The sequence below is a fragment of the Rhizobium sp. BK529 genome, assembly GCF_014194105.1.
Lineage (GTDB): Bacteria > Pseudomonadota > Alphaproteobacteria > Rhizobiales > Rhizobiaceae > Rhizobium.
The window spans coordinates 2,721,275-2,734,931 of the sequence record NZ_JACIAU010000001.1 but is presented as its reverse complement, the minus strand read 5'-3'; the positions used below and the strand labels follow the sequence as shown (position 1 = coordinate 2,734,931).

Here is a 13,657-nt window from a genome sequence, read left to right as displayed (position 1 = left end):
CGAACCTGTCGCTTTCGGCCACTTGGAATTAACTGCTTATTAATAACTGCAGGTCTGCGACCGGTCCAGAAGAGCGGGGAGCTTTCGGCCGGAAAGGTTAACGTATTGTGCGACGCACAATGATATTGCAATGCACAATAAAATGCCCTATATAAGACATATCCAATTTAACGCCGGGCACGGGATTTGCCCACCTCAAAGGACGCTATCCGATGGCTACCATAAAGACCGATGACGTTTTTTCAATTGCTTCTTTCGACCCGAGCAAACTGGCAGAGTCCTTCCGCGACTTCGCTGAAAAGGGTGCTCAGCAGTCCAAGGAAGCCTATGCCAAGCTGAAGTCTGCAGGCGAAGAAGCCGGCAAGACGCTTGAAGCAACCGTCCAGACCGCACAGGCTGGCAGCGTTGAACTCGGCCTCAAGGCAATCGACGTGCTCCGCATCAACGCTGAGAGCTCGCTTTCTCACATGGAAGCGCTTCTCGGCGTCAAGTCCGTCGCCGAATTCGTCGAACTGCAGACCTCTTTCCTGCGCAAGCAGGCTGAACTGACCGTCGAGCAGGCGAAGTCGCTGCAGGAAACCGCCAAGCAGGTTGCCGAGAAGGTTGCAAAGCCTTCCAAGGACGCTGCCGAAAAGGCCATGGCATCCTTCAAGGCTGCCTGATCGATTGCTCTCGATAGCCAATAAAAGGCTGGACCACGCGTTCAGCCTTTTTGTATATTGAGTGCAAATCGGGACTTGAATTAAAGTTCAAGTCCTCGTATGTGACCCCCGTCGCGCCAAACGCGGCATTGTGCGGTTGTAGCTCAGTTGGTTAGAGCGCAGGTTTGTGGCACCTGAGGTCAGTGGTTCGACCCCACTCAACCGTACCATCTCCCCCATAAGTTGGTTTCCTTTGACGGCAATACGCGGCATCGGCGTTTTTTCACGTCAAAATGATGCCTGCTCGCATTTTGCTATTGCCGTTAACATTGGTTTACCTATTTATGTGCGGTGCGATGCAGCAATCGCCCGATGTTCTCGTTGCGTCGCAAAATGCTGGCGGTTTGCCGCCTGGGGGTAGGGACAGTCCACCGAGGCATTAAGGAGAATTTGATGTCCATTTCTGTTCAGAATATAGAGGAATCGACCGCGGTTTCCCCGATTGACGTGGCAGCTGCGGTTAAGGACGCACGTACTGCGGTTGGCTACAGCATTGAAGATCTCGCAGTTACCTGCGGTCTGGCCAATGGCGAAATTCTTGAAATTGAAAATGGCGAAAGCGCCGATCCGGCAAAGCTGAAGCGTATCGCTGCTGCTCTGCAGGTTCCGGTTTCGGCTTTTCTGCATATCTGACAAGGCGACAGGGCCGATCGTCATTTTTCTGATCGGCCGTCGTCCTCTTTTTAGGGGACAGGGTTGGAACTCTTGCGGCTCCCGCGCCGTTCAAACGGTCAACGGGAGTTATGCGTATGTCGAAAACCCTTCTTTACGGCGCGACGAAGATCGATGAAACGAATGCCGCCTATGCGGCTGTCGCCAGCCTCGAACAGTTCCAATGGAAGAACCGTGTTTTCGTTGTTATCGCTGATCGAGACAATTCCCGCGCCGCGCGGCAGGAAAACCTCCTGCTTGCTGATCGCACCGCTCTTGAGGAGCGAGACATCGTCATTGTCAAGCTTGTCGGATCAAGCATCAAATCGCTGTTTGGAAGCGGACACGCGTTGAATGGTCAGGCGCTTCGAGAAGAGCTGGAAACGCCCGATATGGGAGAATTTGCTGCCTTTCTGGTCGGCAAGGATGGAACGGTAAAGCTGAAGGTCAGCGAGCCGATCAGCGCCGGTGAACTTTTCGCCATCATCGACAGCATGCCGGTACGCGCAGCCGAAGCCGTCAAGCAAGACAAATAATCTGACATTGCAATCGTAAAGGAGCCGGCCATGTCCGTCCCCAACGAACCTATTCCCGATCAGCCGCCAATGCCTTCGCCGGGCTGGAAGCCGCAGCCGCCGATAAAGGAGCCGGAGCCCGATCGCCTGCCGGATGAAACACCCCTTCCCAATCCTGACGAGAACGAGGAACCGGCAAAGCATCTATTAGAGCCTTTCCTGGTTAGATTGTAGCATTCTGCCGGAGCAGGTTTGTGTCAGGGCAAAGGCGATAGGCGACGGGCATACCCCAAGGTACGTCCGAGCCGATCGCCTTTGATCCTGGCGCAAAGATGCCCGGCCCTAGCTGGTTTGCAAGCAAACCACCGGGGTTGGCTGAAACGGGCCGCCTGATCGACCGGCCGGCTTGGCCGTAGATCTGGGCTACGACGCGCGCCGGCCGGTCGACCATCCGACTCCGTTTGAGCCAACAGAATGCTGCAATCTAACCAGGAAAGACTCTAAGTGTCATAGGAAAATCTGTCGCTCCTCGTTGACGAGCTCCTGCAGGAAATCGATGACGCTGCGTACGCGCACCAGATCGCGCGCACTTTCGTGATAGGTCGTCCAGTAAGCGCGCCGGATTGAGACCTGCGGCAGGATTCGCACCAGCTCCGGATATTGCCGGGCAATATAGTCATGCAGTATGCCGATGCCGGCACCTGAGCGCACGGCCTCCGTCTGGCCGATCGCCGTCGAGATTTCGAAACCCGCGTCCCAGCTGCGCATCACCTCGCCGGAGAAATTCAGCGAGGCAGTGAAGATCAGATCCTCGACATAGCCGATGCGGGGATGGGCCTTGAGAGCATCGACATCGTCGGGCTTTCCGTGCCGGGCGAGATAGTCGCGCGATACATAGAGCCCGAGCGTATAATCGGTGAGCTTGGAGGAAACGAGCCGGCCCTGTTCCGGCCGCTCCAGCGTGATCGCGATATCAGCCTCGCGCTGCGACAGAGAGAAGGAGCGCGGCACCGGTACGAGCTGGATCTTTAGTTCCGGATGGCGTTCGATCAACCTTCCCATGCGCGGTGCGAGGAAGGAAACCCCGAACCCGTCGGGCGCGCCAACGCGCACTGTTCCGGCAATGGCCGTATCGGTGTGGCCGAGATTGGCCTGCGCGGCGAGCATTTCCGTTTCCATCCGCTCGGCGGACGTCAGGAACACCTCGCCTTCGGCCGTCAACTCACAGCCATTCGTGCGGCGAATGAACAGCCGAGTCTTCAAAGCCTCTTCCAGCGATGTCAATCGACGAGAGAGCGTGGCGTGGTTGAGCCCCAGCCGCTTCGAGGCGGCGAGGATCTGCCCGGTGCGGGCAACGGCGAGGAAAATGCGAACGTCGTCCCAGTTCATTTGGAAAGCATCACAATCGGATCGACATCGATGAGGGTCAGCGACCTCACCATGTCTGATGTGCCGTTCTTGTATTTGAGGAAATGGGCTGTCCGCAGATGCGCCTCGTAGGCTTCTTGATCGGCATAGACTTCAAGAATGCGGATCTTACTTGGATTGTCCCTGATGGAAACAGCGATCAGCGAAAGCACTCCGTCTTCCTGCGCGACGGATGCCTCGATCTCTTCTGTGAGCAATGCACGATACTCTTCGAGCTTGTCCGGATCGATCTCCAGTTCAGCCATTCTGACCATCCGTCTCCCGCTCATCGCTTTGACCTCTCATTGGGTTTGACTTGTCCTGATGTCGTGCCAAGTTTTGAAGTAATCCACCTGATGCAACGACACCAGGGCTATAATATACGCACAACGGTTGCTTATCGTAGCGCATTGATTTGTGCAAATTGAAGTGCGATTGTTGCGCCATGCATAGAGATCAGGAGGAAACCCATGCGTGAGATTGGTCATTTCATTGGCGGCAAGAAGGTTGCCGGCACAAGCGGCCGCACCAGCGACGTCTTCAACCCCGCGACCGGCGAAGTGCAGGCAAAGGTCGCGCTCGCGAGTGTCGAAGAACTCCGCGCTGCTGTGGCAAACGCAAAGGCAGCGCAACCGAAATGGGCTGCGACCAATCCGCAGCGCCGCGCCCGTGTTTTCTTCAAGTTCGTCGATCTCCTGAACCAGCACATGGACGAGCTCGCCACGCTGCTCTCCAGCGAGCATGGCAAGACAGTGGAGGACTCCAAGGGCGATGTTATCCGCGGCCTGGAAGTCTGCGAATTCGTCTGCGGCATTCCGCATCTCGCCAAGGGTGAATTCACCGAAGGTGCCGGTCCGGCAATCGACATGTATTCGCTGCGTCAGCCGGTCGGCATCGGCGCCGGCATTACGCCCTTCAACTTCCCCGGCATGATCCCGATGTGGATGTTCGCCCCGGCAATCGCCTGCGGCAACGCCTTCATCTTGAAGCCTTCCGAGCGCGATCCGTCCTTGCCGATCCGCCTTGCCGAACTGATGATCGAAGCCGGACTGCCGGCCGGCATCCTGAACGTTGTCAACGGTGATAAGACCGCTGTCGATGCGATCCTCACCGATCCCGACATTGGCGCCGTCTCGTTCGTCGGCTCTACGCCGATTGCCCGTTACGTCTACGGAACGGCTGCGATGAACGGAAAGCGCGCCCAGTGCTTCGGCGGCGCCAAGAACCATATGATCATCATGCCGGACGCCGATATGGACCAGGCCGTCAACGCCCTGATGGGCGCCGGCTACGGTTCGGCCGGTGAGCGCTGCATGGCTGTCTCCGTTGCCGTGCCGGTTGGCGAGGAAACGGCAAACCGCCTCGTCGAAAAGCTGGTGCCGAAGATCGAGTCCCTGCGCATCGGTCCCTACACGGACGACAAGGCCGATATGGGCCCGGTCGTCACCAAGGATGCCTATAACCGCATCCAGGGCCTGATCAACAAGGGGATCGAAGAGGGCGCCAAGCTCGTCGTCGACGGCCGCGATTTCAAGCTTCAGGGTTATGAGAACGGCTATTTTGTCGGCGGCTGCCTGTTCGACAATGTCACGCCGGAGATGGAAATCTACAAGACCGAGATCTTCGGACCGGTTCTCTCGGTCGTCCGCGCTCATAATTATGAGGAAGCGCTGTCTCTGCCGATGAAGCACGAATACGGCAACGGCGTCGCGATTTTCACCCGCGACGGGGACGCCGCCCGCGACTTCGCCTCCCGCGTCAATATCGGCATGATCGGCATCAACGTTCCGATTCCGGTGCCGCTCGCCTACCACTCCTTCGGCGGCTGGAAGGCTTCGAGCTTCGGCGACCTCAACCAGCACGGCACGGATTCCATCAAATTCTGGACCCGAACCAAGACCATCACCGCGCGCTGGCCTTCGGGCATCAAGGGCGATGCCGAATTCGTCATGCCGACGATGAAGTAATCCGAATAATCTTTCGTCATTTTGGAGGCGGGCCCGAGAAGGGCCCGTTTTCATTTGAAATCCTGCGGCGAGCAGTCGCGGGAAACGTGAATGTAAATTTCATATTTTGGAATTGTTCAAAACTGCGAAAGCCATTATATACCCTTCGTAAAGACGATTCAGGAGATCGGCATGCGGTTGACGAAGCAGACCAACTATGCGGTTCGCATGTTGATGTATTGTGCTGCCAATGAAGGACAGCTGAGCCGGATCCCGGAGATTGCCAGGGCATACGGTGTTTCCGAGCTTTTCCTTTTCAAGATTCTGCAGCCGCTCAACAAGGCGGGGCTGGTCGAGACCGTGCGCGGCCGCAACGGTGGCGTGCGTCTTGGCAAGCCGGCGACCGATATCAGCCTGTTCGACGTGGTACGGGTCACCGAAGACAGTTTTGCCATGGCAGAATGCTTTGAAGATGGCGCGATCGAGTGCCCGCTGGTTGATAGCTGCGGGCTGAACTCGGCACTGCGCAAGGCGCTGAACGCTTTCTTCGATGTGCTGACCGAATATTCGATCGACGATCTGGTCAAGGCGCGGCCGCAGATCAATTTCCTGCTCGGCCTGACAGGAGAGCATGATTATCGCAAGTCCGCAGTCCCGGCGCCGGCAGCCTGACATCGCAATACTTTAATAGCATCGTGAACCACGGCCATTTTTCGATGGTCGTGGTTTTTCGCTGATGGCTCACGGACAGTTGATATATCACAGTGCCTTGAAACCGGTTTCAAACCCGTTTCGCGACGCGAAATTATACCAAAAGCGACGAGAATCGGATTAAATGTGCCTCAATCTTGCAAAATTTGGCCTATTTTTGACCGAAAATTTCTAAAATCACTTTTCTGGAAAAATTTTCTGCGGATGCCGTTGCGTTCAGCAAATAAATATCGTTCCATCGGCCCGCTGATCGGGATATTGAGCGCCCGATCTAAAGATCAAAAAAGAACAAACCTGGGAAACGACATCATGAAAAAGTTCTCTGTCCTGCTCGCAGCGACAGCCCTGGCTTCGGTCATGGCCACCGCCGCGTATTCCAAGACGCTTGTCTATTGCTCTGAAGGATCGCCGGAAGGCTTCGATCCGAGCCTCTACACGGCGGGCACGACCTTCGACGCGTCTTCGCGTACGGTTTACAGCCGCCTCGTCGAATTCAAGCACGGCGGTACCGAGATCGAGCCGGGCGTCGCCGACAGCTGGACGGTTTCTCCCGATGGCACGGAATATACGTTCAAGCTGCATCCCGGCGTAAAGTTCCAGACGACCGATTTCTTCACCCCGTCGCGTGACCTCACCGCTGACGACGTCGTCTTCTCTTTCGAGCGCCAGATCAAGTCCGACAACCCGTGGAACAAGTATGTCGAGGGCGGTTCCTACGAATACGCCGCTGGCATGGGCTTCCCTGATCTCATCAAGTCGGTCGAGAAGGTCGACGACCTGACGGTCAAGTTCACGCTCAACCATCCGGAAGCACCGTTCCTGGCCGACCTCGCCATGGACTTCGCATCCATCGTTTCCAAGGAATATGCTGACAAGCTCGCTGCTGACGGCAAGATGGCCCAGCTCAACCAGCAGCCGGTCGGCACGGGCGCCTTTACTTTCGTTGCCTATCAGCCGGATGCCGTTATCCGCTACAAGGCCAATGAATCCTACTTCAAGGGCAAGGAAAAGATCGACGATCTCGTTTTCGCGATCACCCCTGATGCCGCTGTCCGCGCCCAGAAGCTCAAGGCTGGCGAATGCCACCTGATCCCGTATCCGAACGCTGCCGACGTTGCCGACCTCAAGAAGGACGCCAACCTCACGGTCATGGAACAGCCGGGCCTGAACGTCGGCTTCCTCGCCTACAACACCCAGCAGGCTCCGTTCGACAAGCCGGAAGTCCGCCGTGCGCTGAACATGGCGATCAACAAGCAGGCGATCATCGACGCCGTCTTCCAGGGCGCTGCCCAGGTTGCCAAGAACCCGATCCCCCCGACCATGTGGTCGTATAACGATAAGGTCGAAGACGACAAGTACGATCCGGAAGGCGCCAAGAAGGCTCTCGAAGCTGCTGGCGTGAAGGGCCTTTCCATGAAGGTCTGGGCAATGCCGGTTTCGCGCCCGTACATGCTGAACGCGCGTCGCGCCGCCGAACTCATCCAGGCAGACTTTGCCAAGATTGGCGTCAACGTAGAGATCGTTACCCATGAATGGGCCGAATACCTGAAGCTCTCCTCCGACACGAAGCGTGACGGCGCCGTCATCCTCGGCTGGACCGGCGACAACGGCGACCCGGACAACTTCATGGATACGCTGCTCGGCTGCGATGCCGTCGGCGGCAACAACCGCGCTCAGTGGTGCAATAAGGACTACGACGCTCTGATGACGAAGGCCAAGGAAACGGCTGACGTTGCTGAGCGCACCAAGTACTACGAAGAAGCACAGGTGATCTTCAAGAAGGAAGCTCCCTGGGCAGCACTCGACCACTCGCTGGTTTTCGTACCGGTCAGCAAGAAAGTGTCGGGCTTCCATATGGACCCGCTCGGCATTCACCGCTTCGACGGCGTTGATATCGCCGAATAAGAAAAATGATAAACTGCCCGGCTGAAACCGGGCTCGACCGGCGGTCAGGTCTCCACCTGACCGCCGGAAACTATTGGACAACCTGCTATGTTGCGATTTCTCATCGGGCGCCTCGCAGTCCTGATACCGACCTTCCTCGGCGTTTCGCTCATCGCCTTCTCGTTCATCCGCCTGCTCCCTGGCGACCCCGTCATGCTATTGTCGGGCGAACGAACCATGGCGCCCGAACGTCACGCCCAGATCATGCACGATCTCGGTTTCGATCGGCCCATGTATGTGCAGTATTTCGATTATCTCGGAAAAGTGCTGCATGGTGATCTCGGCACCTCGATCGTCACCAAGCGCCCGGTTCTTGGCGAGTTCTTCACGCTCTTCCCGGCAACACTCGAGCTTTCGCTCTGCGCCATCCTCGTGGCTATCTTTCTGGGTGTACCTGCCGGCGTCTTCGCCGCGGTCAAGCGCGGGACCTGGTTCGATCAGAGCGTGATGGGTGTCGCCCTCATCGGCTATTCGATGCCGATCTTCTGGTGGGGCCTGCTGCTCATCATTTTCTTCTCCGGCTATCTCGGCTGGACACCGGTCTCCGGTCGCATCTCGCTTATGTATTTCTTCAAGCCCGTCACCGGCTTCATGCTGATCGACAGTCTGCTCTCCGGCCAGAAGGGCGCCTTTGCCTCGGCAGTCAGCTATCTCATTTTGCCGACGGTAGTGCTTGCCACCATCCCGCTCGCCGTTATCGCCCGCCAGACGCGTTCGGCCATGCTTGAAGTGCTGGGCGAAGATTATGTGCGCACAGCCCGCTCCAAGGGTCTGGCCCCGCTGCGTGTCGTCGGCATTCATGCGCTGAGAAACGCCATGATCCCGGTCATCACCACGATCGGCCTGCAGGTCGGCGTGCTGCTCGCAGGCGCCATCCTGACCGAAACGATCTTCTCCTGGCCGGGCATCGGCAAGTGGATGGTCGATGCTGTCTTCAAGCGCGACTATGCAGTCGTCCAGGGCGGTCTTCTTCTGATCGCCGGCATCATCATGCTGGTGAACCTGATCGTCGACCTTGCTTACGGCTTCATCAACCCGCGTATCAGACACTAGGAGCGGTTCATGAGCACGGTAACTGCAAAATCCGACCAGCCCTCCGCCCTTACGGAATTCTGGTACTACTTCTCCCGAAACAAGGGCGCCGTCATCGGCCTCTTCGTTTTCCTCATCATCCTCATCATGGCGGTTTTCGCACCGCTCGTCTCGCCGCATGCGCCGAACGAGCAGAATCGCCAGCTTCTGCTCTCCGTTCCTTTCTGGATGGATGGCGGCAGCTTCTCCTATCCGCTTGGAACGGACGCTGTCGGCCGCGATATCCTTTCACGCCTGATCTTCGGCGCACGTTTCTCGCTGTTCATCGGTGTCGTGGTCGTCACATTGTCGGTGGTCGCGGGCGTGCTGATCGGCCTCGTTGCCGGTTATTTCCGCGGCCGCGTCGATATCGTCATCATGCGCCTCATGGATATCATCCTGGCCTTCCCATCGCTGCTTCTGGCCCTCGTGCTCGTTGCGGTCCTTGGTCCCGGCCTCCTCAACGCCATGATCGCGATCTCGATCGTCAACCAGCCGCATTTCGTGCGCCTGACACGCGCCGCCGTCATGAGCGAGCGTGAAAAGGAATATGTGGTGGCCTCCCGGGTGGCCGGCGCCGGCACCTTCCGCCTGATGTTCAAGACGATCCTGCCGAACTGCCTTGGCCCGCTGATCGTCCAGGCAACGCTTGCCTTCTCCGCCGCGATCCTCGATGCAGCCGCCCTCGGCTTCCTCGGCATGGGCGCTCAGCCGCCGACACCTGAATGGGGCACGATGCTTGCCGAATCCCGCGAGTTCATCCAGCGCGCCTGGTGGGTCGTAACATTTCCGGGTCTTGCGATCCTCATCACCGTTCTCGCTATCAATCTGATGGGCGATGGCTTGCGTGATGCGCTCGACCCCAAGATGAAGAGGTCCTGAGATGGCGCTTCTCGAAATTGAAAATCTCGTTGTCGAATTCCAGACGTCGACCGGACCCTTCCGCGCCGTCGACGGCGTCTCGCTGAAGGTCGATGCCGGCGAGGTTCTGGCGATCGTCGGCGAATCCGGTTCCGGCAAATCGGTCTCAATGCTGGCCGCCATGGGTCTTCTGCCCTGGACGGCGAAGGTGACGGCGGACAAGATGGTCTTTGACGGCCAGAACCTGCTTGGCATGTCCGCAGCCAAGCGGCGCGAAATCATCGGCAAGGATATGTCGATGATCTTTCAGGAGCCGATTGCCAGCCTCAACCCCTGCTTCACCGTGGGCTTCCAGATCGAGGAAGTGCTGAGAATTCACCTCGGTCTCGATAAGGCTGCCCGTCGCAAGCGCGCGATCGAGCTTTTCCAGGCGGTCGGCATTCCCGATCCTGCCGAGCGGCTCAACCACTTCCCGCATCAGATGTCGGGCGGCCAGTGCCAGCGCGTCATGATCGCCATCGCCATCGCCTGCAATCCGAAGCTCCTGATCGCCGACGAGCCAACCACCGCACTCGACGTCACCATTCAGAAGCAGATCCTCGATCTCCTGATGCGCCTGCAGACGGAGCATCGCATGGGCCTGATCATGATCACGCACAATATGGGCGTGGTCGCGGAAACGGCCGACCGGGTGATCGTCCAGTACAAGGGCCGCAAGATGGAAGAGGCCGACGTGCTTTCGCTCTTCGAATCTCCGAAGAGCGATTACACGCGGGCACTGCTCGCCGCCCTTCCGGAAAATGCGACGGGCGACCGGCTGCCGACCATCGGCGAACTTTTCAATCCAAACAAGACTGTGGAGGGAGCGGCCTGATGACGCCAGTTCTCGAAGGAAAAAACATCGTCCGCGACTATTACCTGCCGGGCGGTATGTTCAAGAAGGCGAGAACGGTCCATGCCGTCAAGGGCGTAAGCTTCAGCGTGGAAGAGGGCAAGACGCTGGCGATCGTTGGCGAAAGCGGCTGCGGCAAGTCCACTCTTGCCCGTATCATAACGATGATCGACCCGGCCACGGCAGGTGAGCTCTTCATCGACGGCAAGAAGGTCGATATCTTCCAGGGCGACCTGACGCCGGAGATCCGCCGTAAAGTGCAGATCGTTTTCCAGAACCCCTATGGATCTCTGAACCCGCGCAAGAAGATTGGCGACATCCTGATGGAGCCGCTGATCATCAACACCAATACGCCGGACGCCGAACGGCGCGACCTGGCAATGGCGATGCTGCGCAAGGTCGGCCTACAGGACGTTCACTTCAACCGCTACCCGCATATGTTCTCCGGCGGTCAGCGCCAGCGCATTGCCATTGCCCGGGCGCTGATGCTGAGGCCTCGGCTTTTGGTTCTTGACGAACCGGTTTCCGCACTCGACCTGTCTGTGCAGGCACAGGTGCTGAACCTTCTGGCAGACCTGCAGGACGAACTGAACCTGACCTATGTCTTCATCAGCCACGACCTTTCGGTCGTCCGCTACATGGCAGACGAGGTGATGGTGATGTATTTCGGTGAGGCAGTCGAATACGGTACGCGGGATCAGGTTTTCAGCGATCCGCAGCACAACTATACAAAGACCCTGTTTGCAGCGACGCCGCGGGCGGATGTCGATACCATCAAGGCGCGTCTTGCACGCAAGAATGCTGCCCTGTCTGCGGTCTCTTGAGGCCGCAGATTTCCGGCGCCGGAACGATGAGCGAGATGAGCAATGACAGAGCATAACGGAACTCTCCATGCGATCATCGTCATGGGCGTTAGCGGTTCCGGTAAATCCTCGATCGGCGAAGAAATAGCTATGGGTCTCCACCTTCGATTTGTCGAAGGCGATGCCCTTCATCCCGCTTCCAACGTCGAGAAAATGTCGAAGGGCATTCCGCTGACCGACGAGGACCGGATGCCTTGGCTCGATCGCATCGGTGAAACGATGAAGGCGTCGCTTGCAAAGGGCGAAGGCATCATCGTTTCGTGCTCGGCGCTGAAGCGCATTTACCGCAAAAGACTGCGAGCGGCTGTCGGCGGCAACCTCTATTTCGTCTATCTCGAAGGCTCGAAGGAACTCCTGACGGAACGCATGGGCCACCGCAAAGGCCACTTCATGCCGGTCTCGCTGCTGGAGAGCCAGCTGCAGACACTGGAAGTGCCGACAGGGGAAAAGGGTGTCGTGACGGTCGACATCGACGACACGATTGAAAATATTGCGGCGGAAGCCCTGAAGGCTCTCGCCGAGCTTGGCGTTAGAGCCTTTCCTGGCTAGCTTGCAGCATTCTGCCGGAGCAGGTTTTCGTCAGGGCAAAGGCGATTGGCGAAGGGCATACCCCAAGGTACGTCCGAGCCGATCGCCTTTGATCCTGGCGGAAAGATGCCCGGCCCTAGCTGGTTTGCAAGCAAACCACCGGGGTTGGCTGAAACGGGCCGCCTGATCGACCGGCCGGTTTGGCCGTAGATCTGGCTAAGACGCGCGCCAGCCGGTCGACCATCCGACTCCGTTTGAGCCAACAGAATGCTGCAATCTAGCCAGGAAAGACTCTAAGGGTTGAATCTGCCGGGAGAATAAGCCGAGATATTGATGAACGGTGTCTCGCCGGTCATCAATTCGGCCAGTACACGACCCGTTACCGGTCCGAGCGTCAGCCCGTGGTGGGCATGGCCGAAGGCGAACCACAGACCCTGATGGCGCGGCGCTTTGCCAATGATCGGCATCATGTCGGGCGTGCAGGGGCGGGCGCCCATCCACGGTTCCGGATCCAGCCGCTCTCCCAACGGAAATATGGTCCGTGCCACGGCTTCGGCCCGGTCGAGCTGCACCGGCGTCTTAGGTGCGTCGAGCGCTGCGAATTCCGCGCCCGTTGTCAGGCGTACCCCCTGGTTCATCGGCGCCAGGAAATAGCCGCGCTCGGAATCCAGCGTCCAGTTGTTGAGCACCGCATTGCCCTTGATACCATAATGCATGTGGTAGCCGCGCTTGACGCCGAGCGGGAAGGAATAGCCGAGGCGGCGTGTCGCAACCGCGGCCCAGGGGCCGAGCGCCAGCACGACATCATCGGCCTCCAGCGAACCTTCCGACGTCATGATCTTCCAGCCGGATCCGACCGGTCCAAGCGATGCCGCATCACCGATTACGAAACGGCCGCCGAGGCTTTCGAAATAGCTGCGATAGGCGCGCGTCAACGCATGCGGGTCTAGAACCGACCACGGGTCGATCCAGCGTAGGCCGCCGACGAAATCACCCGTGATGTTCGGCTCCAGACGGGCAATATCAGATGAGGTCAGGCTCTCGTAGCCGACGCCGAACTGGTTCTTCCAGACAGCGGCTTCCGCAAAGGCTTCGTCGCGCTTGGCCTCGGTACGGAAGATCTTCATCCAGCCATCCTTGCGGATCAGCGCTTCAGCGTGCGATGCCTCGATAAGGTCCTTGTGCTCAGTGATCGAATTCTCGATCAGCGGCGCATAGGCCCTGGTGATCATCTCGTGCCGCTTCGGATTGGAATTCCACCAATAGCGGGCGAGGAAGGCGAGCTGGCTCGGCAGCGCTTTCAGGTGATAATGCGCATCGATACGGTTGTTCAGCGCGTAGCGCAGCAGCAGGCCGAGCTGCTGTGGGAAGCCGTAGGGCATGACGCCTTCGCGCTGGATCAGACCGGCATTGCCGAAGGAGGTTTCGTTGCCCGGCTCCTTGCGATCGATGAGGGTTACTTGCCGACCGCGACGTTGAAGATGGATGGCCGTCGAAACCCCGACGATGCCAGCGCCGAGCACAATTGCGTTTTTCGTCATTTCCCCTGCATTCCGCTGTATTATCG

Annotated in this window: 15 protein-coding genes, 1 tRNA gene and 1 pseudogene; 13 read left to right on the top strand and 4 right to left on the bottom strand. The window is 58.2% G+C overall.

Annotated elements, in window-relative coordinates; genetic code table 11:
- Nucleotides 1-212 precede the first annotated feature (212 nt).
- From FHX08_RS13800 to FHX08_RS13780, 5 genes are all read left to right on the top strand, one after another.
- A complete protein-coding gene (locus FHX08_RS13800; protein WP_132652593.1) occupies nucleotides 213-662 on the top strand; it encodes a phasin in 450 nt (149 codons plus the stop codon).
- A gap of 132 nt (nucleotides 663-794) precedes the next feature.
- Nucleotides 795-871: transfer RNA gene (locus tag FHX08_RS13795), tRNA-His, on the top strand.
- 223 nt (nucleotides 872-1,094) lie between these two features.
- Nucleotides 1,095-1,334: a helix-turn-helix domain-containing protein gene (locus FHX08_RS13790; protein ID WP_132652592.1), complete on the top strand. Its 240-nt coding sequence runs from the start codon at nucleotides 1,095-1,097 to the stop codon at nucleotides 1,332-1,334.
- Between the two features lie 116 nt (nucleotides 1,335-1,450).
- Nucleotides 1,451-1,888: a DUF4174 domain-containing protein gene (locus FHX08_RS13785; protein ID WP_132652591.1), complete on the top strand. Its 438-nt coding sequence runs from the start codon at nucleotides 1,451-1,453 to the stop codon at nucleotides 1,886-1,888.
- A 30-nt stretch (nucleotides 1,889-1,918) separates the two neighbouring features.
- The gene (locus tag FHX08_RS13780; RefSeq protein ID WP_132652590.1) at nucleotides 1,919-2,101 is read left to right on the top strand and encodes a hypothetical protein; all 183 of its coding nucleotides are present in this window, start codon (nucleotides 1,919-1,921) and stop codon (nucleotides 2,099-2,101) included.
- Between the two features lie 273 nt (nucleotides 2,102-2,374).
- On the opposite strand, the gene FHX08_RS13775 is transcribed toward FHX08_RS13780, so the two are convergent.
- Both FHX08_RS13775 and FHX08_RS13770 read right to left on the bottom strand, forming a co-directional pair.
- On the bottom strand, nucleotides 2,375-3,256 hold the full coding sequence (locus FHX08_RS13775) for a LysR family transcriptional regulator (RefSeq protein WP_132652588.1): 882 nt from the start codon (nucleotides 3,254-3,256) through the stop codon (nucleotides 2,375-2,377).
- Complete coding sequence (locus tag FHX08_RS13770) at nucleotides 3,253-3,564, bottom strand: putative quinol monooxygenase (protein WP_132652587.1); 312 nt, start codon at nucleotides 3,562-3,564, stop codon at nucleotides 3,253-3,255. Before FHX08_RS13770 ends, FHX08_RS13775 begins: the two co-directional genes overlap by 4 nt.
- A gap of 180 nt (nucleotides 3,565-3,744) precedes the next feature.
- Here FHX08_RS13770 and FHX08_RS13765 point away from each other — a divergent pair, with 180 nt between their 5' ends.
- The 8 genes from FHX08_RS13765 to FHX08_RS13730 all read left to right on the top strand — a co-directional run bounded on the left by FHX08_RS13765 (nucleotide 3,745) and on the right by FHX08_RS13730 (nucleotide 12,111).
- Nucleotides 3,745-5,241: a CoA-acylating methylmalonate-semialdehyde dehydrogenase gene (locus FHX08_RS13765; protein WP_132652586.1), complete on the top strand. Its 1,497-nt coding sequence runs from the start codon at nucleotides 3,745-3,747 to the stop codon at nucleotides 5,239-5,241.
- Between the two features lie 171 nt (nucleotides 5,242-5,412).
- The gene (gene rirA / locus FHX08_RS13760; protein ID WP_132652585.1) at nucleotides 5,413-5,892 is read left to right on the top strand and encodes an iron-responsive transcriptional regulator RirA; all 480 of its coding nucleotides are present in this window, start codon (nucleotides 5,413-5,415) and stop codon (nucleotides 5,890-5,892) included.
- 348 nt (nucleotides 5,893-6,240) lie between these two features.
- Nucleotides 6,241-7,836: an ABC transporter substrate-binding protein gene (locus FHX08_RS13755; protein WP_132652584.1), complete on the top strand. Its 1,596-nt coding sequence runs from the start codon at nucleotides 6,241-6,243 to the stop codon at nucleotides 7,834-7,836.
- An 87-nt stretch (nucleotides 7,837-7,923) separates the two neighbouring features.
- Complete coding sequence (locus FHX08_RS13750) at nucleotides 7,924-8,928, top strand: ABC transporter permease subunit (protein ID WP_132652583.1); 1,005 nt, start codon at nucleotides 7,924-7,926, stop codon at nucleotides 8,926-8,928.
- Nucleotides 8,929-8,937: 9 nt separating this feature from the next.
- A complete protein-coding gene (locus tag FHX08_RS13745) occupies nucleotides 8,938-9,828 on the top strand; it encodes an ABC transporter permease subunit (protein ID WP_132652582.1) in 891 nt (296 codons plus the stop codon).
- 1 nt (nucleotide 9,829) lies between these two features.
- Complete coding sequence (locus tag FHX08_RS13740; RefSeq protein ID WP_132652581.1) at nucleotides 9,830-10,681, top strand: ABC transporter ATP-binding protein; 852 nt, start codon at nucleotides 9,830-9,832, stop codon at nucleotides 10,679-10,681.
- Nucleotides 10,681-11,523: a dipeptide ABC transporter ATP-binding protein gene (locus FHX08_RS13735; protein WP_132652580.1), complete on the top strand. Its 843-nt coding sequence runs from the start codon at nucleotides 10,681-10,683 to the stop codon at nucleotides 11,521-11,523. Before FHX08_RS13740 ends, FHX08_RS13735 begins: the two co-directional genes overlap by 1 nt.
- Before the next feature lie 42 nt (nucleotides 11,524-11,565).
- On the top strand, nucleotides 11,566-12,111 hold the full coding sequence (locus FHX08_RS13730; RefSeq protein ID WP_132652579.1) for a gluconokinase: 546 nt from the start codon (nucleotides 11,566-11,568) through the stop codon (nucleotides 12,109-12,111).
- On the opposite strand, the pseudogene FHX08_RS32040 reads toward FHX08_RS13730, so the two are convergent.
- Together FHX08_RS32040 and FHX08_RS13725 are read right to left on the bottom strand one after the other, a co-directional pair.
- Nucleotides 12,108-12,334: pseudogene (locus FHX08_RS32040) on the bottom strand (hypothetical protein). The gene FHX08_RS13730 and the pseudogene FHX08_RS32040 sit on opposite strands and share 4 nt — an antisense overlap.
- A gap of 49 nt (nucleotides 12,335-12,383) precedes the next feature.
- Complete coding sequence (locus FHX08_RS13725; RefSeq protein ID WP_132652578.1) at nucleotides 12,384-13,631, bottom strand: FAD-binding oxidoreductase; 1,248 nt, start codon at nucleotides 13,629-13,631, stop codon at nucleotides 12,384-12,386.
- Nucleotides 13,632-13,657 lie beyond the last annotated feature (26 nt).

What these genes read in the sequence shown, in the direction of transcription:
- FHX08_RS13800 (WP_132652593.1), top strand. Translation starts at nt 213, where the DNA reads ATGGCTACCATAAAGACCGATGACGTTTTTTCAATTGCTTCTTTCGAC.
- FHX08_RS13790 (WP_132652592.1), top strand. Translation starts at nt 1,095, where the DNA reads ATGTCCATTTCTGTTCAGAATATAGAGGAATCGACCGCGGTTTCCCCG.
- FHX08_RS13785 (WP_132652591.1), top strand. Translation starts at nt 1,451, where the DNA reads ATGTCGAAAACCCTTCTTTACGGCGCGACGAAGATCGATGAAACGAAT.
- FHX08_RS13780 (WP_132652590.1), top strand. Translation starts at nt 1,919, where the DNA reads ATGTCCGTCCCCAACGAACCTATTCCCGATCAGCCGCCAATGCCTTCG.
- FHX08_RS13775 (WP_132652588.1), bottom strand. Translation starts at nt 3,256, where the DNA reads ATGAACTGGGACGACGTTCGCATTTTCCTCGCCGTTGCCCGCACCGGG.
- FHX08_RS13770 (WP_132652587.1), bottom strand. Translation starts at nt 3,564, where the DNA reads ATGAGCGGGAGACGGATGGTCAGAATGGCTGAACTGGAGATCGATCCG.
- FHX08_RS13765 (WP_132652586.1), top strand. Translation starts at nt 3,745, where the DNA reads ATGCGTGAGATTGGTCATTTCATTGGCGGCAAGAAGGTTGCCGGCACA.
- rirA (WP_132652585.1), top strand. Translation starts at nt 5,413, where the DNA reads ATGCGGTTGACGAAGCAGACCAACTATGCGGTTCGCATGTTGATGTAT.
- FHX08_RS13755 (WP_132652584.1), top strand. Translation starts at nt 6,241, where the DNA reads ATGAAAAAGTTCTCTGTCCTGCTCGCAGCGACAGCCCTGGCTTCGGTC.
- FHX08_RS13750 (WP_132652583.1), top strand. Translation starts at nt 7,924, where the DNA reads ATGTTGCGATTTCTCATCGGGCGCCTCGCAGTCCTGATACCGACCTTC.
- FHX08_RS13745 (WP_132652582.1), top strand. Translation starts at nt 8,938, where the DNA reads ATGAGCACGGTAACTGCAAAATCCGACCAGCCCTCCGCCCTTACGGAA.
- FHX08_RS13740 (WP_132652581.1), top strand. Translation starts at nt 9,830, where the DNA reads ATGGCGCTTCTCGAAATTGAAAATCTCGTTGTCGAATTCCAGACGTCG.
- FHX08_RS13735 (WP_132652580.1), top strand. Translation starts at nt 10,681, where the DNA reads ATGACGCCAGTTCTCGAAGGAAAAAACATCGTCCGCGACTATTACCTG.
- FHX08_RS13730 (WP_132652579.1), top strand. Translation starts at nt 11,566, where the DNA reads ATGACAGAGCATAACGGAACTCTCCATGCGATCATCGTCATGGGCGTT.
- FHX08_RS13725 (WP_132652578.1), bottom strand. Translation starts at nt 13,631, where the DNA reads ATGACGAAAAACGCAATTGTGCTCGGCGCTGGCATCGTCGGGGTTTCG.